We start from the raw sequence: 24,850 nt of genomic DNA, 5'->3' as shown, positions 1-24,850 counted from the left end.
GATTTCTATGGTTACCCAGCAGAACGAGCGCGCAGTCACGGCCCTGCTCGGCACGAAGATCGGCATGACCCAGGTGTGGGACGACAACGGTCGTCTCGTCCCGGTCACCGTCGTCGCTGTCGGCACGAACGTCGTGACCCAGGTGCGCTCCGCTGACGCTGACGGCTACGCCGCGGTCCAGCTGGCCCACGGCCAGATCGACCCGCGCAAGGTCACCAAGCCGCTGAAGGGCCACTTCGAGAAGGCCGGCGTCACGCCGCGCCGGCACGTGGCCGAGATCCGCACGCCGAACGCCTCCGAGTTCACGCTCGGCCAGGAGCTCACGGCCGCCCTCTTCGAGGCCGGCTCGCTCGTGGACGTCATCGGCACCACCAAGGGCAAGGGCACCGCCGGTGTCATGAAGCGTCACGGCTTCCACGGCGTCGGCGCCTCGCACGGTGCGCACCGCAACCACCGCAAGCCCGGCTCGATCGGTGGCGCTTCGACGCCGTCGCGCGTGTTCAAGGGCATCAAGATGGCCGGTCGCATGGGCGTGGACCGCCAGACCACCCAGAACCTGACCGTGCACGCGGTCGACGTCGAGCGGGGTCTCATCCTCGTCAAGGGTGCCGTTCCCGGCCCCAAGGGTGGCGTCGTGGTCGTGCGTTCCGCTGTGAAGGGGGCGTGACCATGAGTGACACGCTGACTGTCGACGTGGTCGACGCCGAGGGCAAGAAGGCCGGCTCCGCCGACCTGCCCGCGGACGTCTTCGACGTGCAGACCAACATCCCGCTGATCCACCAGGTCGTCGTCGCGCAGCTCGCGGCGGCACGCCAGGGCACCCACGACACGAAGTCTCGTGGCGAGGTGCGCGGTGGTGGGCGCAAGCCGTACAAGCAGAAGGGCACCGGCCGCGCTCGTCAGGGTTCGACGCGTGCTCCGCAGTTCGCCGGTGGTGGCGTCGTCCACGGCCCCACCCCGCGTGACTACTCGCAGCGCACCCCCAAGAAGATGAAGGCCGCGGCGCTCCGCGGTGCTCTCTCGGACCGCGCCCGCGCCGGCCGCGTGCACGTCGTCTCGGGCTTCGCCCCGGGCACCGCGCCGTCGACCCGGTCCGCTCTCGCTGTGCTCGACAACCTGTCGGGCCGCAAGAACGTGCTGGTCGTCGTCGAGCGTCAGGACGAGATCACGTGGAAGTCGCTGCGGAACGTCGAGCGGGTGCACCTGCTGGTCGCTGACCAGCTCAACACCTACGACGTCCTGATCTCGGACGACGTCGTGTTCACGCAGGGCGCGCTCGACGCGTTCCTCGCGGGGCCTGTCAAGGGCGCCGCCGACGCGAAGGACGATGCCAAGTGACCGACATCGGCAAGAACCCGCGCGACATCCTGATCGCGCCGGTCGTCTCCGAGAAGAGCTATGGCCTGCTCGACGAGGGGAAGTACACCTTCCTCGTCGACCCGCGGGCGAACAAGACCGAGATCAAGATTGCCGTCGAGCAGGTCTTCGGCGTCAAGGTCGACTCGGTCAACACCGCGAACCGTCAGGGCAAGGCCCGTCGGACCCGTTTCGGCATCGGCCGCCGCAAGAACACGAAGCGTGCGATCGTCACCCTCCGCGAGGGCACGATCGACATCTTCGGTGGTCCGGTCGGCTGAGCGAAGGACTGAGAACTCATGGGAATCCGCAAGTACAAGCCGACCACGCCGGGCCGTCGTGGCTCCAGCGTCGCCGACTTCGTCGAGATCACGCGCTCCACTCCGGAGAAGTCGCTCGTCCGTCCCCTCCACAAGACGGGCGGCCGTAACTCCACGGGTCGCATCACCACGCGCCACCAGGGTGGCGGTCACAAGCGTGCGTACCGCGTCATCGACTTCCGTCGCCATGACAAGGACGGCGTGCCGGCCAAGGTCGCTCACATCGAGTACGACCCCAACCGCACCGCCCGCATCGCGCTGCTGCACTACGCCGACGGCGAGAAGCGCTACATCATCGCGCCGAACAAGCTGTCGCAGGGTGACCGCATCGAGAACGGCCCCGGCGCCGACATCAAGCCCGGCAACAACCTGCCGCTGCGCAACATCCCGACCGGTACGGTCATCCACGCCATCGAGCTGCGGCCCGGTGGCGGTGCGAAGATCGCCCGTTCGGCTGGTGCGTCCGTGCAGCTCGTCGCCAAGGACGGCCCCTACGCCCAGCTGCGCATGCCGTCCGGTGAGATCCGCAACGTCGACCTGCGCTGCCGCGCCACGGTCGGCGAGGTGGGCAACGCCGAGCAGTCGAACATCAACTGGGGCAAGGCCGGCCGCATGCGCTGGAAGGGCAAGCGCCCGACCGTCCGTGGTGTCGCCATGAACCCGATCGACCACCCGCACGGTGGTGGCGAGGGCAAGACGTCCGGTGGACGTCACCCCGTCAGCCCGTGGGGCCAGGCCGAGGGCCGTACCCGTCGTCCGAACAAGCCGAGCGACAAGCTCATCGTGCGCCGTCGGCGCACCGGCAAGAACAAGCGCTGATAGGAGCCTGAGATGCCACGTAGCCTGAAGAAGGGCCCGTTCGTCGACGGTCACCTGCAGAAGAAGGTCGACGTCCAGAACACCGCCGGCACGAAGAACGTCATCAAGACGTGGTCGCGCCGTTCGGTCATCACGCCGGACTTCCTCGGCCACACGTTCGCTGTGCACGACGGACGCAAGCACACCCCGGTGTTCGTGACGGAGTCGATGGTCGGGCACAAGCTCGGCGAGTTCGCCCCGACGCGGACGTTCCGCGGCCACGAGAAGGACGACCGGAAGGGCCGTCGCCGCTGACCCCCGGGTCAGCCAGGCGACGCCCTCACCGGCAGAGACAAGAAGGCAGGACAGCAATGGAAGCCAAGGCGAAGGCGCGGTTCGTCCGCGTCACGCCCCAGAAGGCCCGGCGCGTCGTGGACCTCATCCGTGGCAAGCAGGCCGGCGAGGCCGTGGCGGTGCTGAAGTTTGCGCCGCAGGCCGCGGGGGAGACGGTGCTCAAGGTTGTGGAGAGCGCGATCGCCAACGCTCGGGAGACCGCCAAGCGGTCGAACGAGCGTCTGGACGAGGCGGACCTCTACATCTCCGAGGTGTTCGTCGACGAGGGTCCGACGCTCAAGCGGTTCCGTCCGCGAGCGCAGGGTCGGGCCAGCCAGATCCTCAAGCGGACGAGCCACATCACCGTGGTCGTCGCTGAGCGCGAGACGAAGGGACGGGCCCGATAGTGGGACAGAAAGTCAACCCGCTCGGGTACCGCCTGGGCATCACGACCGACCACCGCTCGCGTTGGTTCGCCGACTCGACGAAGCCGGGTCAGCGCTACCGCGACTACGTCGGCGAGGACGTCAAGATCCGCAAGCTCATGGCCACGGGCCTCGAGCGTGCCGGCATCGCCAAGGTCGAGATCGAGCGCACGCGTGACCGCGTCCGCGTCGACATCCACACCGCCCGCCCGGGCATCGTCATCGGGCGTCGTGGCGCGGAGGCCGACCGCATCCGCGGCGAGCTCGAGAAGCTCACGGGCAAGCAGGTCCAGCTGAACATCCTCGAGGTCAAGAACGCCGAGATCGAGGCTCAGCTGGTCGCCCAGGGCATCGCCGAGCAGCTGGCGAGCCGCGTCTCGTTCCGCCGTGCCATGCGCAAGGGCATCCAGTCGGCCCAGCGCGCCGGTGCCAAGGGCATCCGCGTGCAGGTCTCCGGCCGCCTCGGTGGCGCGGAGATGAGCCGCACGGAGTTCTACCGCGAGGGCCGTGTGCCCCTGCACACCCTCCGCGCGAACATCGACTACGGCTTCTTCGAGGCTCGCACCACCTTCGGGCGCATCGGCGTCAAGGTGTGGGTCTACAAGGGCGACATGACCGAGAAGGAGTTCGCTCGCGAGCAGGCGACCCAGGCCCCGCGCCCGGCTCGTGGCCCGCGTACGGACCGTGGCGAGCGCAGCGACCGTGGCCCCCGGGCCGGCGGCGCTCCCCGTCGCGACCGTGCCGACGCTCCTGAGGCAACCGAGGCCGCCTCCGCTCCCGCGGAGACCCCGGCCACTGACAGCGGAACGGAGGCCTGAGCCGTGCTTATCCCGCGCAGGCTGAAGCACCGCAAGCAGCACCACCCGGGGCGCTCCGGCGCCGCGACCGGTGGTACCGCGATCTCCTTCGGTGAGTACGGCATCCAGGCTCTCGAGCCGGCCTACGTCACCAACCGGCAGATCGAGGCTGCTCGTATCGCCATGACCCGCCACATCAAGCGTGGAGGGAAGGTCTGGATCAACATCTACCCGGACCGCCCCCTCACGAAGAAGCCTGCCGAGACCCGCATGGGTTCCGGCAAGGGTTCGCCCGAGTGGTGGATCGCCAACGTCAAGCCCGGCCGAGTTCTCTTCGAGCTCGCCGGCGTCCCGGAGCCCCTGGCTCGCGAGGCCATGCGCCGCGCGCAGCACAAGCTCCCGATGAAGACACGTTTTGTGGTTCGCGAGGGTGGTAACTGATGACTATCGGCACCAAGGAACTGGCTCCCAGCGAGCTGGACACCTTCGACGACGAGAAGCTTGTCGCCGAGCTGAAGAAGTCCAAGGAGGAGCTGTTCAACCTCCGCTTCCAGTCGGCGACCGGTCAGCTCGAGAGCCACGGGCGTCTCAAGGCCGTCCGCCGCGACATCGCGCGGATCTACACGATCCTGCGTGAGCGCGAGCTCGGCATCCGTACCGCCCCGAGCGCGAGCGAGTGATAGCGATGACTGACGAGAAGAACGAGAAGACGACGGCGATCGCTGACAAGCGCGGCGACCGCAAGACGCGCCGCGGCTACGTGGTCAGCGACAAGATGCAGAAGACCGTCGTGGTCGAGGTCGAGGACCGGGTCAAGCACCCGCTCTACGGCAAGGTCATCCGGCGGACGAGCAAGGTCAAGGCGCACGACGAGCTCGGCTCGGCGGGCGTGGGCGACCTCGTGCTCATCATGGAGACCCGGCCGCTGAGCGCCACCAAGCGGTGGCGCCTGGTCGAGGTCCTCGAGAAGGCCAAGTAAGCCCTAGCACGACCCCCAGTTGCCCACGGGCGCCGGGTGCCGTTCACCAGGACGACACCCGGCGCGACGTGTGCATCACGGCAACTATCCGTTCGGCCAGGCTCGGCTCGACCCGATCCGAGAACCCGCCAGACGACAGGAGTAGGTAATGATCCAGCAGGAGTCGCGACTTCGTGTCGCCGACAACACTGGTGCGAAGGAGATCCTTTGCATCCGTGTGCTCGGCGGCTCCGGCCGTCGCTACGCAGGCATCGGTGACGTCATCGTCGCCACCGTCAAGGACGCCATCCCCGGCGGCAACGTCAAGAAGGGCGACGTCGTCAAGGCTGTCATCGTGCGCACCCGCAAGGAGCGCCGCCGTCCGGACGGTTCGTACATCAAGTTCGACGAGAACGCCGCAGTGATCCTCAAGAACGACGGGGAGCCCCGTGGCACGCGCATCTTCGGCCCGGTGGGCCGCGAGCTCCGCGACAAGAAGTTCATGAAGATCATCTCGCTGGCGCCGGAGGTGCTCTGACCATGGCGAAGATCAAGAAGGGCGACCTCGTGGTCGTCATCTCCGGCCGCGACAAGGGACAGCAGGGCCGTGTGCTCGAGGTCCTCGTCGAGTCGCAGCGCCTCGTCGTGGAGGGTGTCCAGCGTGTCACCAAGCACGTCAAGGCCGGCCAGACGCAGCGCGGTACGCGCACCGGCGGCATCGAGACCATCGAGGCGCCCATCCACATCAGCAACGTGATGCTCGTGGACCCGGAGACCAAGAAGGGCACCCGGGTCGGCTACCGCACCGAGCAGGTCGAGCGCGACGGCCGTACCCGCACCGTTCGGGTCCGCGTCGCCAAGCGCTCCGGTAAGGACATCTGATGACCGAGACCACTCTCACGGCTCCGGCGCTGCCGCGCCTGAAGTCCAAGTACAACGACGAGATCAAGACCGCGCTCTTCGAGCAGTTCGGTCACGAGAACATCAACCAGGTCGCGCGCCTGGTGAAGGTCGTCGTGAACATGGGCGTCGGCGAGGCCGCCAAGGACTCCAAGCTCATCGAGGGCGCGATCCGCGACCTGACCCAGATCACGGGCCAGAAGCCGCAGGTCACCAAGGCTCGCAAGTCGATCGCGCAGTTCAAGCTGCGTGAGGGAATGCCCATCGGCGCCCACGTCACCCTGCGTGGCGACCGTGCCTGGGAGTTCCTGGACCGCCTGCTCTCCACCGCGCTGCCGCGCATCCGCGACTTCCGTGGCCTCTCGCCGCAGCAGTTCGACGGTCACGGCAACTACACCTTCGGCCTCGTGGAGCAGTCCGTGTTCCACGAGATCGACCAGGACCGCATCGACCGGGTCCGCGGGATGGACATCACGGTCGTCACGACGGCCGACACCGACGACGAGGGTCGCGCTTTCCTCAAGCTCCTCGGCTTCCCGTTCAAGGAGATCTGACCATGGCGAAGACTGCCCTCAAGAACAAGGCTGCTGCCAAGCCGAAGTTCGCGGTGCGTGGCTACACGCGCTGCCAGCGTTGCGGCCGGCCCCACTCGGTGTACCGCAAGTTCGGCCTGTGCCGGATCTGCGTGCGCGAGATGGCCCACCGCGGCGAGCTTCCCGGCGTCACCAAGAGCAGCTGGTAATTCCCGAGCAACACGAACGTCGGTAGGTCCAGCCCCTTCGGGGGCGGGATACCCCGGCGAGGAAGGGCTCAAGCCCCATGACCATGACCGACCCCATCGCAGACCTGCTCACGCGGCTGCGTAACGCGAACTCGGCTCACCACGACACCGTGCTGATCCCGTTCTCGAAACTGAAGTCGCACATCGCGGAGATCCTCCAGGCGGAGGGTTACATCGCGGGCTGGAAGGTTGAGGACGCCGTCGTCGGCAAGAACCTCATCATCGAGCTCAAGTACGGCCCGAACCGCGAGCGTGCGCTCGCCGGCGTCAAGCGCGTGTCCAAGCCGGGCCTGCGCGTGTACGCCAAGTCGACCAACCTGCCCAAGGTGCTCGGCGGCCTCGGCGTGGCGATCCTGTCCACGTCCTCCGGTCTCCTCACCGACAAGCAGGCCGCCAAGAAGGGCGTGGGTGGGGAAGTCCTCGCCTACGTCTGGTAAGTCCGAGACGGAAAGGAGCTAGCCATGTCCCGAATCGGCAGAGTCCCCGTCCCGGTCCCCACCGGCGTGGACGTCAACATCAACGGTGGAGTCGTGACGGTCAAGGGCCCCAAGGGCACCCTGACCCACACGATCCCCGCACCCATCGAGGTGGCGCGCGACGAGGCAGGTGCCCTCGTGGTCACCCGCCCCGACGACGAGCGCGCCTCGCGCTCGCTGCACGGCCTCACGCGCACGCTGCTGGCGAACCTCGTCATCGGCGTGACCGAGGGCTACGTCAAGAAGCTCGAGATCGTCGGTACCGGTTACCGCGTGACGGCGAAGGGCGAGGACCTCGAGTTCGCGCTCGGCTTCAGCCACCCCGTCACGGTCAACCCGCCGGCGGGCATCACGTTCGTCGTCGAGGCACCCACGCGCTTCTCGGTGCAGGGCATCGACAAGCAGCAGGTCGGCGAGGTCGCCGCGAACATCCGCAAGATCCGCAAGCCCGAGCCGTACAAGGGCAAGGGCGTCCGGTACGCGGGCGAGAACGTGCGCCGCAAGGTCGGAAAGGCCGGTAAGTAACCATGGCTCTCAAGATCCTCGGCAAGGGCAAGCGTGTTGCCCGCCAGCGTCGTCACCTCCGCCTTCGCAAGAAGGTCGCGGGTTCGGCTGCGCGTCCCCGTCTCGTCGTGACCCGGTCCGCCCGGCACATCACGGCGCAGGTCGTGGACGACGGCATCGGCCAGACCCTCGTCTCCGCGTCGACCCTCGAGGCCGACCTGCGTGGGTCGAACGACGACAAGACTGCCAAGGCCCGCAAGGTCGGCGAGCTCATCGCCGAGCGTGCGAAGGCTGCCGGCCTGGACGCCGTGGTCTTCGACCGCGGCGGCAACAAGTACCACGGCCGTGTCGCCGCGGTGGCTGACGGCGCCCGCGAGGGTGGGCTGAAGCTGTGACGACCACGACCTTCCAGACGAAGAAGAGGACAATCTGATGGCTGCTCCTCAGCGCAGCAACACCGGCGCGCCTGCGGGCGGCACCGGGGCCGGCGGCGGCGGTGACCGCCGCGACGGCGGTCGTGGCCGTGACGGCGGTGGCGGTCGCGGACGCGACGCCGCAGAGAAGAGCGCGTTCCTCGAGCGCGTCGTGACGATCAACCGCGTGGCCAAGGTCGTCAAGGGCGGCCGCCGCTTCAGCTTCACCGCGCTCGTCGTGGTCGGCGACGGCGACGGCACCGTGGGTGTCGGCTACGGGAAGGCCAAGGAGGTGCCCGCGGCGATCGCCAAGGGCGTCGAGGAGGCCAAGAAGAACTTCTTCAAGGTCCCGCGCATCCAGGGCACCATCCCGCACCCCATCCAGGGTGAGGCCGCTGCCGGTGTCGTCTTCCTGCGTCCGGCCTCGCCGGGTACCGGTGTGATCGCCGGTGGCCCGGTGCGCGCCGTTCTCGAGTGCGCCGGCATCCACGACGTCCTGAGCAAGTCGCTCGGTTCGTCGAACGCGATCAACATCGTGCACGCCACGGTCGCGGCCCTCAAGGGTCTCGAGCGTCCCGAGGCTGTGGCTGCGCGCCGCGGGCTCCCGGTCGAGCACGTCGTCCCGGCTGCCCTCCTCCGTGCCCAGGCTGCTGGCCTGGCCGCAGCGGCGGGCTCGAAGGCAGGTGCGTGATGGCTCGACTCAAGGTGACCCAGACGCGTTCTGGCATCGGCGGCAAGCAGAACCAGCGCGACACCCTGCGCACCCTCGGCCTCAAGCGGATCGGCGACGTCGTCGTCAAGGAGGACCGTCCTGAGATCCGCGGCATGGTCAAGACGGTGACGCACCTTGTCGCGGTCGAAGAGGTGGAGTGACCATGGCAGACGAGAAGAACGAGAAGGGCACCGACGAGGTGACGGCCCCCAAGAAGGCCGCCGCCAAGAAGGCTCCCGCGAAGAAGGCCGCTGACACGGAGTCCGCTCCCAAGGCGACCAAGGCGAAGGTTGCGTCGACGAAGGCCGACAAGGCCGAGGCGACGACCGAGGCCGCACCGAAGGCGAAGGCCCCCAAGGCCGAGCCCAAGGCTGCTGCGCCGAAGAAGACGGTCTCCGCCGCGGCGGCCAAGGCGGCCGAGGCCGCTGCGCAGCCCGGCAACGGCGGCACGCTCAAGGTGCACCACCTCCGTCCGGCCCCGGGCGCCAAGACCGCCAAGACCCGCGTGGGTCGTGGCGAGGCGTCCAAGGGCAAGACGGCCGGTCGTGGCACCAAGGGCACCAAGGCCCGCTACCAGGTGCCGACGCGCTTCGAGGGTGGGCAGATGCCTCTGCACATGCGCCTCCCGAAGCTGCGCGGCTTCAAGAACCCGTTCCGTGTCGAGTACCAGGTGGTCAACCTGGACAAGCTCTCGGCGCTGTACCCGAACGGTGGCGACGTGACGGTCGCCGACCTCGTGGCGAAGGGCGCGGTCCGCAAGGGCCAGCCCGTCAAGGTGCTCGGCACCGGCGAGCTCACGGTCAAGGTCTCCGTCGCGGTCGACGCCTACTCGGCGTCCGCGAAGGACGCGATCGTGGCGGCCGGCGGAAGCGTCGCGCAGGACTGATCGAAGGACGGGACCGGTGGGGTCATAGCTCCCCACCGGTCCCGTTGCCATATGTTCGCCAGCATCAGTTAGGGTGCCCCGGTGCTTGCGACGTAACGCAGGCGGCACGACCGGAATGACCCGGTCGTACGAGACGCGGCTCCGGCCGCTCAGGAGGACAGGTGCTCAGCGCATTCGTGCGGGCGTTCCGAACGCCCGACCTGCGGCGCAAGCTGCTCTTCACCATCGGGATCATGGTGATCTTCCGCATCGGCTCGTTCCTGCCGACGCCGGGAGTCTCCTACCCGAACGTGCAGGCGTGTATCGAGCAGTCCCAGGGCAACGACCTGCTGGGGCTCGTGAACCTGTTCAGCGGTGGCGCGCTCTTGCAGCTCTCGGTGTTCGCGCTCGGGATCATGCCGTACATCACCGCGAGCATCATCATCCAGCTGCTCCGCGTGGTCATCCCTCGTTTCGAGGAGCTCCACAAGGAGGGCCAGTCCGGCACCGCGAAGCTCACGCAGTACACGCGGTACCTGACCATCGGCCTGGCCGTCCTGCAGTCGACGACGATCATCACGGTCGCGCGCTCCGGTCAGCTGTTCAGCGGCTGCACCGTCGACGTCATCCCGAACGACAGCTGGTACGTGCTCCTGATCATGGTCATCACCATGACCGCCGGTACCGGCCTGATCATGTGGCTCGGCGAGCTCATCACCGAGCGCGGCGTCGGCAACGGCATGTCGCTCCTCATCTTCACGTCGATCGCCGCGAGCTTCCCGACCGCCCTGTGGTCGATCGCCGGTGGCGACAACGGCATCTCGAAGTTCATCATCGTGATGGCGATCATCGTCCTGGTCATCGCGCTCGTCGTGTTCGTCGAGCAGTCCCAGCGACGCATCCCCGTGCAGTACGCCAAGCGCATGGTCGGTCGGCGCATGTACGGCGGCTCGAGCACGTACATCCCGATCAAGATCAACATGGCCGGCGTGATCCCGATCATCTTTGCGTCGTCGCTGCTCGCCGTCCCGGGCCTGCTGGCCCAGTTCGGTGACCCGACGGCCGGGTGGGTCCAGTGGATCCAGCGCTACCTCGCGCAGAGCAGCGCGCCGCTGCACCTCGCGCTGTACGTCATCCTGATCATCTTCTTCTGCTACTTCTACACGGCGATCACGTTCAACCCGGACGAGGTCGCGGACAACATGAAGAAGTACGGCGGGTTCATCCCGGGCATCCGTGCCGGCCGGCCGACGGCCGAGTACCTGGACTACGTGATCTCGCGGATCACCGCGCCCGGGTCGATCTACCTGGCCATCGTGGCCCTCATCCCGACGATCGCGTTCATCGTGCTCGGCGTGGGTCAGAACATCCCGTTCGGCGGCTCCTCGATCCTCATCGTGGTCGGCGTCGGCCTGGAGACGGTCAAGCAGATCGAGTCCCAGCTGCAGCAGCGGCACTACGAAGGGTTCCTGCGGTGAGCGCGCGCCTCGTCCTGCTCGGCCCCCCGGGGGCGGGCAAGGGAACCCAGGCCGCGCGGCTCGCCGAGCGCCTGGGTGTGCCGGCGATCTCGACCGGCGACATCTTCCGCGCCAACATCAAGGGCGGCACGCCGCTCGGCAAGACGGTGCAGGAGTACACGTCTCGTGGCGCTCTCGTCCCCGACTCGGTGACCAACGAGATGGTGCGCGACCGGCTCGCGCAGGACGACGTCGCGGACGGGTTCCTGCTCGACGGGTACCCGCGCAACGTGGCCCAGGTGGCCGAGCTCGAGAAGATCCTCGCCGACGCCGGCCTGACGCTCGACCTCGCGGTCGAGATCACGGCCGACCCCGAGGTCGTCGTGGGGCGTCTGCTCAAGCGCGCCGAGATCGAGGGGCGCGAGGACGACACCGAGCACGTGGTCCGCCACCGGCTCGACGTGTACGCCCAGGAGACCGCCCCGATCGCGCAGGTCTACGCCGACCGTGGCCTGCTCGCGCAGGTGGACGGCATCGGCGACGTGGACGACGTCACCGAGCGCCTGGTCGCGGCGATCGGCGCCACCACCGCCGGCTGACGCCGTCATGTTCGGTCGCGAACGGATCGAGTACAAGACGCCGGAGCAGGTGCTGCTCATGCGGCGTGCCGGCCTCGTCGTCGCCGACGCCCTTGCGGCGGTGCGGGAACGGGCGGTCGCCGGGGTCACCACGGCGGAGCTGGACTCCATCGCCTCCGCGGTCATCGAGGCCGCCGGCGCGCTGCCGTCGTTCCTCGGTTACGAGGGCTACCCGGCGCGGATCTGCGTCTCGGTGAACGACGAGGTGGTGCACGGCATCCCCGGGCCGCGCGTCCTCGAGCCCGGCGACGTCGTCTCGATCGACTGCGGCGCGATCGTCGACGGCTGGCACGGCGACTCCGCGATCACGGTCGTGCTCGACGGCGCCGACCCCGAGGACGTCGCCCTGGCCGAGACCACCGAGCGGGCGATGTGGGCCGGGATCGCGGCCCTCGCCGGCGCCGAGCGCCTGGGCGCCGTGGGGGAGGCCGTCGAGGACGTCGTCGACGCCGCCGAGGCCGCGGGCCTGAACGGCGGCGTGCGGTACGGCGTGGTCGAGGAGTACGTGGGCCACGGCATCGGGACGGCCATGCACCAGCCACCCGACGTGCCGAACTTCCGCCGTCGCGACCGGGGACCCCGCCTGCGGCCGGGCCTCTGCGTGGCCGTCGAGCCCATGGTGGTCCGCGGCGAGCGGCACACGCAGGTGCTCGAGGACGACTGGACGGTCGTGACGGACGACGGCTCGCGGGCGTCGCACTGGGAGCACACCGTCGCGATCCTCGAGGACGGGATCTGGGTGCTGACCGCGGCTGACGGCGGTGCTGCCGAGCTCGCGCGGCTCGGCGTGACCGTCGCACCCCTCACGTGAGCGACCGGAGTTACCCGGCGGTACGTCCATCTAGGTGAACCTGCGTCCAGTTGTCCACAAATCGCCCCTGAACTGGCGAATCGGACGGCGGATGACCGGTTTGTCGGATACGGTCCTGCCCGGCGGTGAACGATCCGCCACGGGCGCCCCGGGGCCCGCGCGGCACGTTCCGCGCGGTGGAGGGTGGGCGCCCGCCTCCGGCAGGCACGTGGTCAGCGCGCGCCTGCACTGATGCGATGGGTGGCTCATGCAGCGCAGCGTTCGACCTTCCCTGATCCCCGACCTCCGTCTCGGCCGGCCTGCTCGGCGGATGAGCGCCGCCGTGGGAGTGGCGGCTCTCTTCCTCGCCCTCGGAGCAGGCCCGGCGCTGGCGCACGACCGCGGCGGTCGTGGCGGCCAGCAGTGGCAGCAGCAGAACCAGCAGCAGAAGGCCCAGCCGCAGGCGACGGGCGCGTACGTGTACCTGAAGAAGGACCCGCGCAAGCCGGCGTCCTGGGAGAACTCGACGCAGCAGTACCTCGTGGCCACGTGGCCGGGCGCGTCGTACCGGGACCTGACCCTCGACGAGATCCGCGCCGCGGTCCCCAAGGGCCTCACCGTCTGTGGTGACGGCTGGGGCGTGCAGGAGGACCAGGTCTACGGCACGGAGGCGGTGTTCACCGACAACAAGGCGCCCTCGTACCCCAAGGACTACATCGGGCACCCGCCGATCTTCGCCGCGGAGCACTGGGAGCTGCGGCAGATGGTGACGGTCCCGGAGTGTGGTGCGGTCCTGCCGACGCCTCCCGCCACGCCGAAGCCCACCCCGTCGGCCTCGGTGCCGTGCCCGCCGTCGGCCACGCCGACCCCCACGCCGAGCGTGTCGACGACGCCGACGCCCACGGCGTCCGCGACGCCGACGCCCACCGCCACCCAGGTGGCTGCGCCCCCGCCGCCGGCGCCCCCGACCGGCGAGGTGCTCGAGACCCAGGCGCCGACCCCCACCCCGACGGCGACACCTTCGGTCGAGGCGGTCGCGGCCGCGGCGTCGACGCCGACCCCGACCGCGACGTTCTACTCGGAGGTGCTGGCCGCGGGTGGCGACAGCTCCGCGGTCCTCGCGGCGACCGGCTCGTCCGTGGGCCCCGTCGCGCTGGCCGCCGGTGTCCTGGTGCTCGCCGGCGCGGCGCTGCTGCTGCTGCGTCGACGCCGAGCCGCGTGACGCGCAGCGCGTGAGGTCCGCCGCAGGGCCGCCTCCTTCGGGGGCGGCCCTGCGGCCATGTGTGGCCGAGCCCACGCCCGGCTGTGCTCGGACGGTTTCGTCCTCACGCCCTGATGGCGTAAGATCGTCCGTTGGGTGTGCGCCCGGTTCTCGCAGAAGACACTCGTGAAACTGCTCGATCCCACGGCGCGCTGTTCCCGCACGTAATCCCACGTAGGCCCCACCGCGACCGACGCCGCCCCTGACGGGGTGGGACCGGTTGATGTGGGCTGATCCACACGACCGACAGTTAGCGGAGGATATGGCGAAGAAGGACGGTGTCATCGAGATCGAGGGCAGCGTCGTGGAGGCTCTGCCGAACGCGATGTTCCGCGTGGAGCTCACCAACGGCCACAAGGTTCTCGCCCACATCTCGGGCAAGATGCGACAGCACTACATCCGGATCCTCCCGGAGGACCGGGTCGTGGTCGAGCTGAGCCCGTACGACCTGTCCCGTGGCCGGATCGTCTACCGCTACAAGTAATCACCACTCGAACACGCCGTCATCCCTCGGGGGAACCCGAGAAAGAACGGCGGCGGAGGAACACGCGATGAAGGTCAAGCCCAGCGTCAAGAAGATCTGCGACAAGTGCAAGGTGATCCGCCGGCACGGTCGCGTCCAGGTGATCTGCGAGAACCTGCGCCACAAGCAGCGCCAGGGCTGATGCCCTGACGCCGGTCCGCTCGGACCAGCAGCTCGACAGCACCACCGGTCCTCTCCGGAGGACCAGCAAGCGCACAGCCACTCCGGCGATCACTCGCCGGTGCACCCTCGGTCGGAGGCCGGGGCCCGCAGCACGCGGGAGGGCAGTGCGGCAGACCTCCGATGCAGTTCAGGAGCCACCAGGCACATGGCACGTCTTATCGGCGTCGACCTCCCCCGCGAGAAGCGGCTCGAGATCGCGCTCACCTACATCTACGGGGTCGGCCGTACCCGCGCCCAGGCAACTCTGGCCGCGACCGGCATCAGCCCGGACATCCGCGTGAAGGACCTCGGCGACGCCGAGCTCGTCGCGCTCCGCGACTACCTCGAGGGCAGCTACAAGCTCGAGGGTGACCTTCGCCGCGAGGTCGCTGCGGACATCCGCCGCAAGGTCGAGATCGGCTGCTACGAGGGCCTGCGCCACCGCCGTGGCCTTCCGGTGCGCGGTCAGCGCACCAAGACCAACGCGCGGACCCGCAAGGGCCCGAAGCGCACCGTGGCCGGCAAGAAGAAGGCCGGGCGCAAGTAGCCCTCCGCCCCGGGCGCCGCGCGCCAGGGCAAGCCGATCAGACCTCGAGAGAAGAAGAGAATGCCTCCCAAGACCCGTTCCGCCGTGCGCAAGCCGCGCCGCAAGGAGAAGAAGAACGTCTCCCACGGCCAGGCGCACATCAAGAGCACGTTCAACAACACGATCATCTCCATCACCGACCCGACCGGCGCCGTCATCGCGTCGGCCTCGTCGGGCCAGGTGGGCTTCAAGGGCTCGCGCAAGTCGACCCCCTTCGCGGCGCAGCTCGCCGCCGAGGCGGCCGCTCGTCGCGCCCAGGAGCACGGCATGAAGAAGGTCGACGTCTTCGTCAAGGGCCCCGGCTCCGGCCGTGAGACCGCGATCCGCTCGCTCCAGGCGACCGGCCTCGAGGTCGGCTCGATCCAGGACGTGACGCCCCAGGCGCACAACGGCTGCCGCCCGCCGAAGCGCCGCCGCGTCTGATCTCCGGCTGACCCGGGTCGGTGCGTCGTCGCGAGGCGCGCACCGGCCCGGACAGGACTTGATGCCGACCAGGTAGACCGAGACCAGGCCGGCCCGCAGTACTGCGCAGCGTCATATGGCGGACGCCCGCTGAGAGGAAACACACCGTGCTGATTGCACAGCGCCCCACCCTGACCGAAGAGGTCATCTCGGAGAACCGCTCGCGGTTCTCCATCGAGCCGCTGGAGCCGGGCTTCGGCTACACGCTCGGCAACTCGCTCCGCCGGACGCTGCTGTCCTCCATCCCCGGTGCCGCCGTCACGTCCATCCGGATCGACGGCGTGCTGCACGAGTTCTCCACCGTGCCGGGCGTCAAGGAGGACGTCACCGAGATCATCCTCAACATCAAGCAGCTGGTCGTCTCCTCGGAGAACGACGAGCCGGTCGTGATGTACCTGCGTAAGCAGGGTGCCGGTGAGGTCAGCGCCGCGGACATCGTGCCGCCCGCGGGCGTCGAGGTGCACAACCCCGACCTGCACCTGGCCACGCTGAACGACAAGGGCAAGCTCGAGATCGAGCTGACCGTCGAGCGTGGGCGCGGGTACGTGTCCGCGAACCAGAACAAGTCGTTCGACGCCGAGATCGGCCGCATCCCGGTCGACTCGATCTACTCGCCGGTCCTCAAGGTGACCTACAAGGTCGAGGCAACGCGTGTCGAGCAGCGCACGGACTTCGACAAGCTCGTCGTCGACGTCGAGACCAAGTCGGCGATCGGCCCGCGTGACGCGCTGGCCTCCGCCGGCAAGACGCTGGTCGAGCTCTTCGGGCTGGCCCGTGAGCTCAACGTCGAGGCCGAGGGCATCGAGATCGGCCCGTCGCCGACCGACGCCGCGCTCGCCGCGGACCTCGCTCTGCCGATCGAGGACCTGCAGCTCACGATCCGCTCCTACAACTGCCTCAAGCGTGAGGGCATCCACTCCGTGGGTGAGCTCGTCGCACGCTCCGAGGCCGACCTCCTGGACATCCGCAACTTTGGTGCGAAGTCCATCACCGAGGTCAAGGAGAAGCTTGCCGAGCTGGGCCTGACGCTCAAGGACAGCCCGCTCGACTTCGACCCGTCCGCCGCTGGCGCCTACTACGGCGACGACGAGGGCGACTTCGTCGAGGACGAGCAGTACTGACGCCGGGGAAGTAGACGGGCCGCCGCACGGCGGCCCGTCTAGCAGCCCATCACTGGAACTCAAGGAGTAAAAACCATGCCTACGCCCACCAAGGGTCCCCGGCTCGGTGGCGGACCGGCGCACGAGCGGCTGATCCTCGCGAACCTCGCGACGCAGCTGTTCGAGCACAAGCGCATCACGACGACCGAGACGAAGGCCAAGCGCCTGCGTCCGCTCGCCGAGCGCCTGATCACGTTCGCCAAGCGTGGTGACCTGCACGCCCGCCGCCGCGTGATGACCGTCGTCAAGGACAAGTCCGTCGTCCACGTGCTGTTCACCGAGATCGCTCCGGCCGTCGCCGAGCGTCAGGGTGGCTACACGCGCATCACCAAGATCGGCCCCCGCAAGGGCGACAACGCCCCGATGGCCGTCATCGAGCTCGTGCTCGAGCCGCTCTCGCCGAAGCAGGCCGTCGTGAAGGAGGCCACCAAGGCCGCCTCGAAGGCTGCGCCCAAGGCGAAGAAGGCCGACAAGGTCGAGGACAAGCCGGTCGAGGACGCTCCCGTGGAGGACGCCGTCGTCGAGGACGCGCCCGTCGAGGACGCGCCCGTCGAGACCGAGGGCGACGCCGACAAGGCGTGACCTGACAGCTCCACCGACGAGGCCCGGGACCGACTGGTCCCGGGCCTCGTCGCATCCCGGCGCGGGTCGTCCTGCCCGCGCCTAGAGTCGGACGCATGAGCCTGCCGGTCGTCCTGGTGCACGGGCTGCGGACGTCCCGCACGATGTGGCGGGCGCAGCTCGAGGCGCTGGAGCGCGTGGGTCGGCGCGCGGTGGCGGTGGACCTGCCCGGGCACGGCGCCCGGCTGGGGGAGCCGTTCACGCTGGACGCCGCCGTCGACACCGTCTCGGAGGCCATCGAGGGCGTGGGCGGGGAGGCGTTCGTCGTCGGTCTCTCGCTCGGTGGCTACGTCGCGATCCGCCATGCCGCACGCGTCCCCGGTCAGGTGGCCGGCGTGCTCGCGGCGTCCTGCTCGACCCAGCCGCACCGCGCGCTGCTGACGGGCTGGTCCGTCGGGGCGCACGGCATCGCGCGGCTGCCCGACCGTGGTGCGCGGCTCAACCAGTTCTTCGTCGACCTCGCGCTGCCGCCGCAGGGCGCCCTCGACGTCGGCGCCGGCGGCTTCGCGCTGGACGCGACGAACGAGGTCCTGCGGGAGATGACGCTGGCGACCCCCGTGGCGGACCTGGCGCGGATCGAGGCGCCGGTCTGGCTGGTCAACGGGGCGTTCGACCACTTCCGCGGCGAGGAGCGCCGTTTCCTGGCCGCGTGCCGCGACGGCCGCCTCGTCGTGGTCCCGCGCGCGACGCACCTGGTCAGCCTGGTGCAGCCGGCGCGGTTCACGCGCGTCCTGCTGGAAGCGGTGGACGAGGTCGACGCCCGGGTCTCGGCTCCGTAGGGCAGGCGCGCTCAGCTCAGACGCCCAGCGACCACGCCCGGACGCCCCCGACGATGCCCGCCTGGTTCGGCACCACGACGACGTCGTCGCCGAGCCGGGCGAGCGTGGTCGCGGTGACCTGCCGGGCGTTCCCGCCGCCGAGGTAGAGCCGGTCCCACACGAACACCGGCCGGAAACCCTCCACCACGCGCCGGACCCGTCGCGACCAGAGCCCGTCGCCGAGCCTCGCCCGCTCCACCTGGCCGATGTACGCGTCGTAGGTGGTGCCCCAGCGCACGGGCGCGTGGGAGAGCTCGAGGTGCGGGGCCAGCACCCCGCCGTCGAATAGGGCGGTGCCCAGCCCGGTGCCCAGCGTGAGCACCAGCTCGATGCCCGTCCCGGAGATGACGCCGGCGCCGTGCACCTCGGCGTCGTTGAGCACGAGCGTCGGCATGCCCAGGCGAGCCTCGACCGCCGCCCGGATGTCGCAGCCCGACCAGGCGGCGACGAGGTCGGGGTCGATGGCCGTGCGCGGCCCCGCCCGGGTGACGTAGTGCGGGGTCGCGACGACGACGCCGTGGCGGAGCATCCCCGGCATGCCCACGGTCGCGCGGTCCGCGGGTGGGAGGCCTGCGGCGATGTCGGCGATCGTGGCGACCAACCGCTCCGGGGGGAGCGGGTAGGGCGTCGGCACCCGGACCGCGGGAGCGTGCAGCGTGCCGGCGGCATCGAGCACCGAGGCCTTGATGCCACCCCCGCCGCAGTCGACGGCGAGCGTGAACGGGTCCGAACCGGCGCTGGGCACGGGCCCACGGTAGCCACGCGCTCCACCCGGCGACCAGGAAGGGCCCGCGGCCCGACTACCGTGTTCCCCCGTGAGCGAGAGCGACCACGAGCCCGCAGTCCGCCTGCGGCTCGACCTGGCCTACGACGGCACCGACTTCGCGGGCTGGGCCCTCCAGCCGGGCCTGCGCACCGTCCAGGGGGTGCTCGAGGCCGCCCTCGCGACCGTGCTGCGCACCGACGGGCCGCCGCGGGTCACCGTGGCAGGGCGGACCGACTCGGGCGTGCACGCCCGCGGCCAGGTAGCCCACGTCGACATCCCCGCCGGGCTCCTCGCGGCCTCGCGCGGCCGGACCGACCGACCCGTCGAGGAGGCGCTCCTCGGGCGCCTGGGCGGCGTCCTGCCGACCGACCTCGTGCTGCACGCCCTCACGCGGGCGCCCGACGGGTTCGACGCGCGGTTCTCCGCCCTGCGCCGTCGGTACACGTACCGGATCTGCGACGACGCCGCACGGCGCGACCCGCTGTCCCGGGCGCACGTGCTGTGGCACCGGCGTGCGCTGGACGTCGACGCGATGGCGGCCGCCGCACGCCCGCTGGTCGGTCGGCACGACTTCGCGTCGTACTGCAAGCCGCGGGAGGGGGCGACGACGATCCGCACGCTGGAGGCGTTCGCGTGGTCACGGCCCGCCGACGGTCCCGACGCGGGCCTCGTCGTCGCCACCGTCCAGGCCGACGCGTTCTGCCACTCGATGGTGCGTTCGCTGGTCGGCGCCAGCCTGGCCGTGGGCGAGGGCCGCAGCGGCCCGGGGTGGCCGGCCGAGCTCCTGGCGCGCCGTCGTCGGGATGCCGGCGTGCACGTCGTCGCGGCGCGCGGCCTCACGCTCGAGGAGGTGGGCTACCCGTCGGACGATCAGCTGGCGGCACGGGCGGCGCAGACGCGCGCCCGCCGGGCGGCCGAGGACCTGCAGCACGCGGGTGGCGGCTGCTGCGGCTGACGGTCAATCCGATCGGCGCCAGGTCAGTCCTCGACGTCGTCGCGGTAGCGGCGGTCGTCGACGTACTCCTCCTCGATGAGGTGCACCGCGGCCTCCTCGGCGCTGGCGGCGCCGCCCGAGATGCCGGCGTCGATCGCGAAGCCGTCGGTCCCGCCGGCCTCGACCGCGTCGTCGTCTTCGATCAGACGTCCCGCGCGGTACTCCTCGCGCTCGGGCCGCGGCCGCGACTCCCAGACCTCGGGCTCCTCCTGGCCGATGCGCTGGTCGATCGTCTCGCGGTGCGCCTCCTCCCACGGCGTCTCGCCGTAGTGGTTCGGCCGCGGGCGCTCGGGCACGGAGTAGCCCTCGTCCAGCGCGTCGTCGAGTCCCCGGTCGAGCAGCGTGTCGTCGGACGTGAGCTGGTCCGTGTCGCCCTCGGCGCCCAGCTCGGGGTCGGTGCTGGTGGCAGGTGTGTCGCTCATGGCACCGACCCTCGCACCGCGGGCCCCCTGATGCAAAGGGTGGCGCCCGACCGGGGACACTGGGTGCATGGGTCATCTCGACATCGGCGGCATCGGCTACGTGCTCTCCGACGGGCGTCCGCTCCTCGACGACATCACGTTCCGCGTGGCCGACGGCGCGCGCGTGGCGCTGGTGGGCCCCAACGGTGCGGGGAAGACGACGCTGCTGCGGATCGTCGCCGGCGACGAGCAGCCGCACTCGGGCTCGGTCGGACGCAGCGGCGGGCTGGGGATCATGCGGCAGGACATCGGACGGATCGACGACGACCGCTCGATCCGCGACCTCCTGGCGTCGCTGGCCGCGCCCGCCGTCCGGGACGCGGCCGTCGAGCTCGCTGCGGCGGAGCTGGGCATCATGGAGGTCGACGACGAGCCCGCGCAGATGCGGTACGCGCAGGCGCTCGTCGACTGGGCGGACGTGGGTGGCTACGAGGCCGAGGCGGGCTGGGACCGGGTCACCGACGCGGTGCTGTCGATCCCCTTCGAGCAGGCGCAGCACCGGGAGGTGCGGACGCTGTCCGGCGGCGAGCAGAAGCGGCTGGTGCTCGAGGCGCTGCTGCGCGGGCCGGACGAGGTGCTCCTGCTCGACGAGCCGGACAACGCACTGGACGTGCCGACGAAGCGCTGGCTCGAGGACAAGCTGCGGGCGTCGAACAAGACGGTGCTCTTCGTGAGCCACGACCGCGAGATGCTCGCGCGCGTGGCCACGCAGGTGGCGACCCTCGAGCCGGGCGTCATGGGTGCGGCGGTCTGGGTGCACGGCGGGGGCTTCGCCACCTATCACCAGGCGCGCGAGGACCGGCGCTCGCGGCTCGAGGAGCTGCTGCGGCGGTGGGAGGAGGAGCACGCGAAGCTCAAGGAGCTCGTGCTGACGCTCAAGACGAAGGCGGCGTTCAACGACGGCCTGGCGTCGCGGTACTCCGCGGCGCAGACGCGGCTGCGCAAGTTCGAGGAGGCGGGTCCGCCCACGCTCCTCGCCCGCGAGCAGAACGTGCGGGTGCGCCTGCGGGGCGGCCGGACCGCGAAGCGCGCGGTCGTCGCGACGGGTCTCGAGCTCACGGGGCTGATGAAGGCGTTCGACCTGGAGGTCTGGTTCGGGGAGCGCGTGGCGGTGCTCGGCTCCAACGGGTCGGGCAAGTCGCACTTCCTGCGGCTGCTGGCGGCCGGCGGCAGCGACCCGGGCCCGGAGCACGCGCCCGCCGACGACCTGCCGGTGGCGCCGGTGAGGCACACCGGCCGGGTCGTGCTCGGGCCGCGCGTGCGACCGGGCTGGTTCGCGCAGAACCACGGGCACCCGGAGCTCGTCGGCCGCACGCTGCTCGAGATCCTGCACCGCGGCGAGGGGCACCGCTCGGGCCTCGGCCGCGAGCAGGCGAGCAAGGCGCTCGACCGGTACGAGCTCGTCGGGGCTGCCGAGCAGCGGTACGAGACGCTGTCGGGCGGCCAGCAGGCGCGCCTGCAGATCCTGCTGCTCGAGCTCGGGGGAGCGACCCTGCTGCTGCTCGACGAGCCGACCGACAACCTCGACCTGCACTCCGCCGAGGCGCTCGAGACGGGCCTGGCCGCCTTCGAGGGCACGGTCCTCGCGGTGACCCACGACCGCTGGTTCACGCGGACGTTCGACCGGTACCTCGTGTTCGGGGCGGACGGCGAGGTCGTCGAGACGCCCGAGCCCGTGTGGGACGCGGCGCGCGTGGACCGGGTCCGCTAGACCACGAGCGCGACGGCCAGGGTCGCCATGACCACCGCGATCACGAGGTCGAGCACCTGCCAGGCCCGGGGCCGGGCGAACACCGGCCGCAGGTAGGCCGCCCCGAACCCGAGCGCGGCGAACCACACGACGCTCGCGGTCACGGCACCGGCGCCGAACACCCAGGCGCCCGGGTCGTGCTGGTGTGCGAGGGAGCCGAGCAGCACGACGGTGTCCAGGTAGACGTGCGGGTTGAGGAACGTGAGGGCGAGGCAGGTCGACAGGACCGCGCCCAGGGCGGCCGGACCCTCGGCGGCGGGATCGAGCCGGGCGGGGTGCCGCGCGCGCAGGGCGGCGCCGACCGCGAGCACCAGCAGGAACGCGGCCCCGGCGTACCGCGTCACCGTGAGGACGGCCGGGTGGGACGTGACGAGGGCGCCGAGGCCCGCGATGCCCGCCGCGACGAGCAGCGCGTCCGCCGCGGCGCAGATCGCCACGACCGGCAGCACGTGCTCGCGCCGGATGCCCTGGCGCAGGACGAAGGCGTTCTGCGCGCCGATGGCGACGATGAGGGACAGGGCGGTGAGGAAGCCCGAGAGGGCGACAGCGGGCACGGCGTCGACGGTAGGCGCCCGTGCTCATGAAGACCAGTTCACGATCCTGATGAACCATTAGGATCATTCATATGGCGTTCGATGCGGACCAGCTCAGCGCCCTCGCCGCCGTGGTGCACGAGGGCAGCTTCGACGCGGCCGCGGCCCGGTTGCACGTGACGCCGTCAGCGGTCAGCCAGCGGATCAAGGCGCTCGAGCAGCAGGTCGGGCGGGTGCTGGTGCTCCGGACGCGCCCGTGCCGACCCACCCCCGACGGCGAGGTGCTGGTCCGGCTGGCGGGTCAGGTGGAGCTGCTCGGGAGGGACGCGCTCGGTCAGCTGGTGCCGGCGCCGGGCGGTGCACGGGGTGCGCGGTCGTCGGCCCCGGCGCGGCGCCTGCCGGTGGCCGTGAACGACGACTCGATGTCGACGTGGTTCCCCGCTGCAGTGGCCGACCTGCCGACGGACGTCCTGCTGGACCTGCGCCGCGAGGACCAGGAACTGTCCGCTGACCTGCTGCGGGACGGCACGGTGATGGCGGCGGTCACGGCCGACCCGCGCGCGGTGCAGGGGTGTCGGGTCCGTCGGCTCGGGGCCATGCGCTACCTCGCGGTCGCGGCGCCCGACCAGCGGGACCGCTGGTTCGCCGACGGGCTGGGGGCCGAGGCGTTCGCGGCCGCACCGCTCCTGGCGTTCAACCGGGAGGACGGGCTGCAGGAGCGCTTCGTGGCCTCCGTGGTCGGCCGCCGCACGGTGACCCCGCTCGTGCACTTCGTGCCGTCGCAGTCGGCGTTCGTCGGGCTGGTCGAGGCGGGGCTCGGCTGGGGGATGGTGCCCGAGGTCGCCGCGACGGAGCGCATCGCCGCGGGTGCGCTCGTCGAGGTCCGAGCCGGCAAGCACCTCGACGTCCCCCTGTACTGGCAGCACTGGGCCCTGCGCACCCCGACGCTCGACGACCTCACGGAGCGGGTGGTCCGAGCTGCCTCGGCGGCCCTGCGGCCCGTCCGCAGGCACGGTCCGCCCGGGTCGGCCTGACGCGTTTTGACCCTCCGCCGGGGCGGCGGCTACCCTGGTGTGTCGTTGTGCGTCCCCGTTCGAGCGCCGGTGTACTCAGCACCGAGCCAGAACGGCAGGGCTGGTGCGTTCCCGCTCGCCGCCCGGATGCCGACGAAGCATTCATCGGCGGACCCGCACCCTGCGTGGTCTCGCCGCGACAAGACTCGCAACGAAACGAAGGCTGACGACCGTGCGCACGTACACCCCGAAGCCCGGCGACGTCGAGCGGAACTGGTACGTCATCGACGCGACCGATGTCGTCCTGGGCCGCCTGGCCACACATGTGGCCACGTTGCTGCGCGGCAAGCACAAGGCGACTTTTGCTCCTCACGTCGACGGCGGTGACTTCGTCATCGTCATCAACGCGGAGAAGATCGCACTGACCGGCAACAAGCGCGAGAACAAGCTCGCGTACCGTCACTCGGGTTACCCGGGTGGCCTCCGCGCCGTGGCCTACTCCGACCTCCTGGAGAAGCACCCCGAGCGCGCGATCGAGAAGGCTGTCCGCGGCATGCTCCCCAAGAGCTCGCTCGCGCGTCAGCAGCTCACCAAGCTCAAGGTCTACGCCGGTGCGGAGCACCCGCACGCGGCGCAGCAGCCGAAGCCCTTCGAGATCACCCAGGTCTCTCAGCAGGCGTGAGCCGGCTGAGTACAGAGAACAAGGACGCGAGGACACCAGTGGCAGAGACCACGGTCGACATCGACCTCGAGGGCGATGACACCCCCACCAGCTACACCTCCGAGACGGCTGCCCCCACGGGCCGCGGTCAGAGCATCACGGCACCGGCGAACGCGCTCGGCCGTCGCAAGGAGGCCATCGCGCGCGTGCGCCTGGTCCCCGGCACCGGTCAGTGGAAGGTCAACGGGCGCACGCTCGAGGACTACTTCCCGAACAAGGTGCACCAGCAGCTCGTGAACTCCCCGTTCAAGCTGGTCGACGTCGAGGGTCGCTTCGACGTCGTCGCCCGCATCACCGGTGGTGGCGTGAGCGGCCAGGCCGGCGCGCTGCGCCTGGGCATCGCCCGTGCGCTGAACGCCATCGACGAGGAGCACAACCGCCCGGCCCTGAAGAAGGCCGGCTTCCTGACCCGCGACGCCCGCGTCGTGGAGCGCAAGAAGGCCGGTCTCAAGAAGGCCCGCAAGGCTCCGCAGTACTCGAAGCGCTGATCCACTCG

39 protein-coding genes are annotated in these 24,850 nt (G+C 70.4%); 36 read left to right on the top strand and 3 right to left on the bottom strand.

Annotated features, from left to right (window positions below; genetic code table 11):
- The first annotated feature begins 7 nt into the window (after window positions 1–7).
- From rplC to AC1DQC_RS03290, 31 genes are all read left to right on the top strand, one after another.
- The gene (rplC, locus tag AC1DQC_RS03440) at window positions 8–667 is read left to right on the top strand and encodes a 50S ribosomal protein L3 (RefSeq protein ID WP_477049817.1); all 660 of its coding nucleotides are present in this window, start codon (window positions 8–10) and stop codon (window positions 665–667) included.
- Between the two features lie 2 nt (window positions 668–669).
- Window positions 670–1,338, top strand: coding sequence for a 50S ribosomal protein L4 (gene rplD, locus AC1DQC_RS03435; protein ID WP_477049816.1), 669 nt, complete (start codon window positions 670–672; stop codon window positions 1,336–1,338).
- The gene (gene rplW / locus AC1DQC_RS03430) at window positions 1,335–1,637 is read left to right on the top strand and encodes a 50S ribosomal protein L23 (RefSeq protein ID WP_456826472.1); all 303 of its coding nucleotides are present in this window, start codon (window positions 1,335–1,337) and stop codon (window positions 1,635–1,637) included. The genes rplD and rplW overlap by 4 nt, the downstream gene beginning before the upstream one ends.
- A gap of 18 nt (window positions 1,638–1,655) precedes the next feature.
- Window positions 1,656–2,495 carry a 50S ribosomal protein L2 gene (gene rplB, locus AC1DQC_RS03425; protein WP_055912153.1) on the top strand — a complete coding sequence of 280 codons (840 nt, stop codon included), beginning with the start codon at window positions 1,656–1,658 and terminating at the stop codon, window positions 2,493–2,495.
- A gap of 12 nt (window positions 2,496–2,507) precedes the next feature.
- Window positions 2,508–2,789, top strand: a complete 282-nt coding sequence (gene rpsS / locus AC1DQC_RS03420) for a 30S ribosomal protein S19 (protein ID WP_028045064.1) — start codon at window positions 2,508–2,510, stop codon at window positions 2,787–2,789.
- A 56-nt stretch (window positions 2,790–2,845) separates the two neighbouring features.
- Window positions 2,846–3,214, top strand: a complete 369-nt coding sequence (gene rplV, locus AC1DQC_RS03415) for a 50S ribosomal protein L22 (RefSeq protein ID WP_055912156.1) — start codon at window positions 2,846–2,848, stop codon at window positions 3,212–3,214.
- Entirely contained in the window at window positions 3,214–4,050 is an 837-nt protein-coding gene (gene rpsC / locus AC1DQC_RS03410; RefSeq protein WP_477049815.1) for a 30S ribosomal protein S3, read from the top strand. The genes rplV and rpsC overlap by 1 nt, the downstream gene beginning before the upstream one ends.
- Before the next feature lie 3 nt (window positions 4,051–4,053).
- A complete protein-coding gene (gene rplP / locus AC1DQC_RS03405) occupies window positions 4,054–4,470 on the top strand; it encodes a 50S ribosomal protein L16 (RefSeq protein ID WP_055912160.1) in 417 nt (138 codons plus the stop codon).
- Window positions 4,470–4,709 carry a 50S ribosomal protein L29 gene (gene rpmC / locus AC1DQC_RS03400; protein ID WP_055912162.1) on the top strand — a complete coding sequence of 80 codons (240 nt, stop codon included), beginning with the start codon at window positions 4,470–4,472 and terminating at the stop codon, window positions 4,707–4,709. Before rplP ends, rpmC begins: the two co-directional genes overlap by 1 nt.
- A gap of 5 nt (window positions 4,710–4,714) precedes the next feature.
- Complete coding sequence (gene rpsQ / locus AC1DQC_RS03395) at window positions 4,715–5,008, top strand: 30S ribosomal protein S17 (RefSeq protein WP_477049814.1); 294 nt, start codon at window positions 4,715–4,717, stop codon at window positions 5,006–5,008.
- A 148-nt stretch (window positions 5,009–5,156) separates the two neighbouring features.
- Window positions 5,157–5,525 carry a 50S ribosomal protein L14 gene (gene rplN, locus AC1DQC_RS03390; protein WP_034625870.1) on the top strand — a complete coding sequence of 123 codons (369 nt, stop codon included), beginning with the start codon at window positions 5,157–5,159 and terminating at the stop codon, window positions 5,523–5,525.
- Between the two features lie 2 nt (window positions 5,526–5,527).
- On the top strand, window positions 5,528–5,869 hold the full coding sequence (gene rplX, locus AC1DQC_RS03385) for a 50S ribosomal protein L24 (protein WP_055912166.1): 342 nt from the start codon (window positions 5,528–5,530) through the stop codon (window positions 5,867–5,869).
- Window positions 5,869–6,441 carry a 50S ribosomal protein L5 gene (gene rplE / locus AC1DQC_RS03380; RefSeq protein WP_477049813.1) on the top strand — a complete coding sequence of 191 codons (573 nt, stop codon included), beginning with the start codon at window positions 5,869–5,871 and terminating at the stop codon, window positions 6,439–6,441. Before rplX ends, rplE begins: the two co-directional genes overlap by 1 nt.
- Window positions 6,442–6,443: 2 nt before the next feature.
- Entirely contained in the window at window positions 6,444–6,629 is a 186-nt protein-coding gene (locus AC1DQC_RS03375; RefSeq protein WP_028045055.1) for a type Z 30S ribosomal protein S14, read from the top strand.
- A 77-nt stretch (window positions 6,630–6,706) separates the two neighbouring features.
- On the top strand, window positions 6,707–7,105 hold the full coding sequence (gene rpsH, locus AC1DQC_RS03370) for a 30S ribosomal protein S8 (protein WP_208212220.1): 399 nt from the start codon (window positions 6,707–6,709) through the stop codon (window positions 7,103–7,105).
- A gap of 24 nt (window positions 7,106–7,129) precedes the next feature.
- Window positions 7,130–7,669, top strand: coding sequence for a 50S ribosomal protein L6 (rplF, locus tag AC1DQC_RS03365; RefSeq protein ID WP_477049812.1), 540 nt, complete (start codon window positions 7,130–7,132; stop codon window positions 7,667–7,669).
- A 2-nt stretch (window positions 7,670–7,671) separates the two neighbouring features.
- A complete protein-coding gene (gene rplR, locus AC1DQC_RS03360) occupies window positions 7,672–8,043 on the top strand; it encodes a 50S ribosomal protein L18 (protein WP_146927928.1) in 372 nt (123 codons plus the stop codon).
- Window positions 8,044–8,080: 37 nt separating this feature from the next.
- The gene (gene rpsE, locus AC1DQC_RS03355) at window positions 8,081–8,752 is read left to right on the top strand and encodes a 30S ribosomal protein S5 (RefSeq protein ID WP_477049811.1); all 672 of its coding nucleotides are present in this window, start codon (window positions 8,081–8,083) and stop codon (window positions 8,750–8,752) included.
- Window positions 8,752–8,934 carry a 50S ribosomal protein L30 gene (rpmD, locus tag AC1DQC_RS03350; RefSeq protein WP_028045050.1) on the top strand — a complete coding sequence of 61 codons (183 nt, stop codon included), beginning with the start codon at window positions 8,752–8,754 and terminating at the stop codon, window positions 8,932–8,934. Before rpsE ends, rpmD begins: the two co-directional genes overlap by 1 nt.
- A gap of 2 nt (window positions 8,935–8,936) precedes the next feature.
- Window positions 8,937–9,659 carry a 50S ribosomal protein L15 gene (gene rplO / locus AC1DQC_RS03345; RefSeq protein ID WP_477049810.1) on the top strand — a complete coding sequence of 241 codons (723 nt, stop codon included), beginning with the start codon at window positions 8,937–8,939 and terminating at the stop codon, window positions 9,657–9,659.
- A 161-nt stretch (window positions 9,660–9,820) separates the two neighbouring features.
- Entirely contained in the window at window positions 9,821–11,116 is a 1,296-nt protein-coding gene (gene secY / locus AC1DQC_RS03340; RefSeq protein ID WP_477049809.1) for a preprotein translocase subunit SecY, read from the top strand.
- Window positions 11,113–11,694, top strand: a complete 582-nt coding sequence (locus tag AC1DQC_RS03335; RefSeq protein WP_477049808.1) for an adenylate kinase — start codon at window positions 11,113–11,115, stop codon at window positions 11,692–11,694. Before secY ends, AC1DQC_RS03335 begins: the two co-directional genes overlap by 4 nt.
- 7 nt (window positions 11,695–11,701) lie before the next feature.
- Window positions 11,702–12,544, top strand: a complete 843-nt coding sequence (gene map / locus AC1DQC_RS03330) for a type I methionyl aminopeptidase (protein WP_477049807.1) — start codon at window positions 11,702–11,704, stop codon at window positions 12,542–12,544.
- Window positions 12,545–12,854: 310 nt separating this feature from the next.
- Complete coding sequence (locus AC1DQC_RS03325; RefSeq protein WP_477049806.1) at window positions 12,855–13,745, top strand: LPXTG cell wall anchor domain-containing protein; 891 nt, start codon at window positions 12,855–12,857, stop codon at window positions 13,743–13,745.
- 301 nt (window positions 13,746–14,046) lie between these two features.
- A complete protein-coding gene (gene infA, locus AC1DQC_RS03320; protein WP_013770189.1) occupies window positions 14,047–14,268 on the top strand; it encodes a translation initiation factor IF-1 in 222 nt (73 codons plus the stop codon).
- Between the two features lie 67 nt (window positions 14,269–14,335).
- On the top strand, window positions 14,336–14,449 hold the full coding sequence (gene rpmJ, locus AC1DQC_RS03315) for a 50S ribosomal protein L36 (RefSeq protein ID WP_013117849.1): 114 nt from the start codon (window positions 14,336–14,338) through the stop codon (window positions 14,447–14,449).
- A 186-nt stretch (window positions 14,450–14,635) separates the two neighbouring features.
- Complete coding sequence (rpsM, locus tag AC1DQC_RS03310; RefSeq protein WP_456826461.1) at window positions 14,636–15,016, top strand: 30S ribosomal protein S13; 381 nt, start codon at window positions 14,636–14,638, stop codon at window positions 15,014–15,016.
- Window positions 15,017–15,076: 60 nt separating this feature from the next.
- Window positions 15,077–15,478 (top strand): 30S ribosomal protein S11, encoded by a 402-nt coding sequence (gene rpsK / locus AC1DQC_RS03305; protein ID WP_055912186.1) that lies wholly within the window; start codon window positions 15,077–15,079, stop codon window positions 15,476–15,478.
- Window positions 15,479–15,624: 146 nt separating this feature from the next.
- Window positions 15,625–16,638 (top strand): DNA-directed RNA polymerase subunit alpha, encoded by a 1,014-nt coding sequence (locus tag AC1DQC_RS03300; protein ID WP_456844728.1) that lies wholly within the window; start codon window positions 15,625–15,627, stop codon window positions 16,636–16,638.
- Between the two features lie 75 nt (window positions 16,639–16,713).
- On the top strand, window positions 16,714–17,259 hold the full coding sequence (gene rplQ / locus AC1DQC_RS03295; protein ID WP_477049805.1) for a 50S ribosomal protein L17: 546 nt from the start codon (window positions 16,714–16,716) through the stop codon (window positions 17,257–17,259).
- A gap of 95 nt (window positions 17,260–17,354) precedes the next feature.
- Window positions 17,355–18,077 (top strand): alpha/beta fold hydrolase, encoded by a 723-nt coding sequence (locus AC1DQC_RS03290; RefSeq protein ID WP_477049804.1) that lies wholly within the window; start codon window positions 17,355–17,357, stop codon window positions 18,075–18,077.
- A 16-nt stretch (window positions 18,078–18,093) separates the two neighbouring features.
- On the opposite strand, the gene AC1DQC_RS03285 is transcribed toward AC1DQC_RS03290, so the two are convergent.
- Window positions 18,094–18,861 carry an ROK family protein gene (locus tag AC1DQC_RS03285; protein ID WP_477049803.1) on the bottom strand — a complete coding sequence of 256 codons (768 nt, stop codon included), beginning with the start codon at window positions 18,859–18,861 and terminating at the stop codon, window positions 18,094–18,096.
- A gap of 70 nt (window positions 18,862–18,931) precedes the next feature.
- Between AC1DQC_RS03285 and truA the strand changes: the two genes are divergently transcribed.
- Window positions 18,932–19,837, top strand: coding sequence for a tRNA pseudouridine(38-40) synthase TruA (gene truA / locus AC1DQC_RS03280; protein ID WP_477049802.1), 906 nt, complete (start codon window positions 18,932–18,934; stop codon window positions 19,835–19,837).
- A gap of 23 nt (window positions 19,838–19,860) precedes the next feature.
- Here truA and AC1DQC_RS03275 read toward each other — a convergent pair whose 3' ends face one another.
- A complete protein-coding gene (locus AC1DQC_RS03275; RefSeq protein ID WP_477049801.1) occupies window positions 19,861–20,298 on the bottom strand; it encodes a DUF5709 domain-containing protein in 438 nt (145 codons plus the stop codon).
- A 67-nt stretch (window positions 20,299–20,365) separates the two neighbouring features.
- Here AC1DQC_RS03275 and AC1DQC_RS03270 point away from each other — a divergent pair, with 67 nt between their 5' ends.
- Entirely contained in the window at window positions 20,366–22,048 is a 1,683-nt protein-coding gene (locus AC1DQC_RS03270; RefSeq protein ID WP_477049800.1) for an ABC-F family ATP-binding cassette domain-containing protein, read from the top strand.
- On the opposite strand, the gene AC1DQC_RS03265 is transcribed toward AC1DQC_RS03270, so the two are convergent.
- A complete protein-coding gene (locus AC1DQC_RS03265; RefSeq protein ID WP_477049799.1) occupies window positions 22,045–22,641 on the bottom strand; it encodes a LysE/ArgO family amino acid transporter in 597 nt (198 codons plus the stop codon). The genes AC1DQC_RS03270 and AC1DQC_RS03265 overlap by 4 nt on opposite strands.
- A 71-nt stretch (window positions 22,642–22,712) precedes the next feature.
- On the opposite strand from AC1DQC_RS03265, the gene AC1DQC_RS03260 reads away from it, so the two are divergent.
- The 3 genes from AC1DQC_RS03260 to rpsI all read left to right on the top strand — a co-directional run bounded on the left by AC1DQC_RS03260 (window position 22,713) and on the right by rpsI (window position 24,842).
- Complete coding sequence (locus AC1DQC_RS03260; RefSeq protein WP_477049798.1) at window positions 22,713–23,654, top strand: LysR family transcriptional regulator ArgP; 942 nt, start codon at window positions 22,713–22,715, stop codon at window positions 23,652–23,654.
- Window positions 23,655–23,865: 211 nt separating this feature from the next.
- Entirely contained in the window at window positions 23,866–24,315 is a 450-nt protein-coding gene (gene rplM / locus AC1DQC_RS03255; protein WP_370504642.1) for a 50S ribosomal protein L13, read from the top strand.
- Window positions 24,316–24,353: 38 nt separating this feature from the next.
- The gene (gene rpsI, locus AC1DQC_RS03250; protein WP_056088985.1) at window positions 24,354–24,842 is read left to right on the top strand and encodes a 30S ribosomal protein S9; all 489 of its coding nucleotides are present in this window, start codon (window positions 24,354–24,356) and stop codon (window positions 24,840–24,842) included.
- Window positions 24,843–24,850: the final 8 nt, after the last annotated feature.

The organism is Cellulomonas sp. P4_H12 (genome assembly GCF_056400905.1).
The sequence above is the reverse complement of the archived record's forward strand: the minus strand, read 5'-3'. Positions and strand labels throughout refer to the sequence as shown.

Bases quoted from the DNA above. Each gene is read 5' to 3' on its own strand.
- rplC (WP_477049817.1), top strand. From the start codon at position 8: ATGGTTACCCAGCAGAACGAGCGCGCAGTCACGGCCCTGCTCGGCACG.
- rplD (WP_477049816.1), top strand. From the start codon at position 670: ATGAGTGACACGCTGACTGTCGACGTGGTCGACGCCGAGGGCAAGAAG.
- rplB (WP_055912153.1), top strand. From the start codon at position 1,656: ATGGGAATCCGCAAGTACAAGCCGACCACGCCGGGCCGTCGTGGCTCC.
- rpsS (WP_028045064.1), top strand. From the start codon at position 2,508: ATGCCACGTAGCCTGAAGAAGGGCCCGTTCGTCGACGGTCACCTGCAG.
- rplV (WP_055912156.1), top strand. From the start codon at position 2,846: ATGGAAGCCAAGGCGAAGGCGCGGTTCGTCCGCGTCACGCCCCAGAAG.
- rpmC (WP_055912162.1), top strand. From the start codon at position 4,470: ATGACTATCGGCACCAAGGAACTGGCTCCCAGCGAGCTGGACACCTTC.
- rpsQ (WP_477049814.1), top strand. From the start codon at position 4,715: ATGACTGACGAGAAGAACGAGAAGACGACGGCGATCGCTGACAAGCGC.
- rplN (WP_034625870.1), top strand. From the start codon at position 5,157: ATGATCCAGCAGGAGTCGCGACTTCGTGTCGCCGACAACACTGGTGCG.
- rplX (WP_055912166.1), top strand. From the start codon at position 5,528: ATGGCGAAGATCAAGAAGGGCGACCTCGTGGTCGTCATCTCCGGCCGC.
- rplE (WP_477049813.1), top strand. From the start codon at position 5,869: ATGACCGAGACCACTCTCACGGCTCCGGCGCTGCCGCGCCTGAAGTCC.
- AC1DQC_RS03375 (WP_028045055.1), top strand. From the start codon at position 6,444: ATGGCGAAGACTGCCCTCAAGAACAAGGCTGCTGCCAAGCCGAAGTTC.
- rpsH (WP_208212220.1), top strand. From the start codon at position 6,707: ATGACCATGACCGACCCCATCGCAGACCTGCTCACGCGGCTGCGTAAC.
- rplF (WP_477049812.1), top strand. From the start codon at position 7,130: ATGTCCCGAATCGGCAGAGTCCCCGTCCCGGTCCCCACCGGCGTGGAC.
- rplR (WP_146927928.1), top strand. From the start codon at position 7,672: ATGGCTCTCAAGATCCTCGGCAAGGGCAAGCGTGTTGCCCGCCAGCGT.
- rpsE (WP_477049811.1), top strand. From the start codon at position 8,081: ATGGCTGCTCCTCAGCGCAGCAACACCGGCGCGCCTGCGGGCGGCACC.
- rpmD (WP_028045050.1), top strand. From the start codon at position 8,752: ATGGCTCGACTCAAGGTGACCCAGACGCGTTCTGGCATCGGCGGCAAG.
- rplO (WP_477049810.1), top strand. From the start codon at position 8,937: ATGGCAGACGAGAAGAACGAGAAGGGCACCGACGAGGTGACGGCCCCC.
- map (WP_477049807.1), top strand. From the start codon at position 11,702: ATGTTCGGTCGCGAACGGATCGAGTACAAGACGCCGGAGCAGGTGCTG.
- AC1DQC_RS03325 (WP_477049806.1), top strand. From the start codon at position 12,855: ATGAGCGCCGCCGTGGGAGTGGCGGCTCTCTTCCTCGCCCTCGGAGCA.
- infA (WP_013770189.1), top strand. From the start codon at position 14,047: ATGGCGAAGAAGGACGGTGTCATCGAGATCGAGGGCAGCGTCGTGGAG.
- rpmJ (WP_013117849.1), top strand. From the start codon at position 14,336: ATGAAGGTCAAGCCCAGCGTCAAGAAGATCTGCGACAAGTGCAAGGTG.
- rpsM (WP_456826461.1), top strand. From the start codon at position 14,636: ATGGCACGTCTTATCGGCGTCGACCTCCCCCGCGAGAAGCGGCTCGAG.
- rpsK (WP_055912186.1), top strand. From the start codon at position 15,077: ATGCCTCCCAAGACCCGTTCCGCCGTGCGCAAGCCGCGCCGCAAGGAG.
- rplQ (WP_477049805.1), top strand. From the start codon at position 16,714: ATGCCTACGCCCACCAAGGGTCCCCGGCTCGGTGGCGGACCGGCGCAC.
- AC1DQC_RS03290 (WP_477049804.1), top strand. From the start codon at position 17,355: ATGAGCCTGCCGGTCGTCCTGGTGCACGGGCTGCGGACGTCCCGCACG.
- AC1DQC_RS03275 (WP_477049801.1), bottom strand. From the start codon at position 20,298: ATGAGCGACACACCTGCCACCAGCACCGACCCCGAGCTGGGCGCCGAG.
- AC1DQC_RS03270 (WP_477049800.1), top strand. From the start codon at position 20,366: ATGGGTCATCTCGACATCGGCGGCATCGGCTACGTGCTCTCCGACGGG.
- AC1DQC_RS03260 (WP_477049798.1), top strand. From the start codon at position 22,713: ATGGCGTTCGATGCGGACCAGCTCAGCGCCCTCGCCGCCGTGGTGCAC.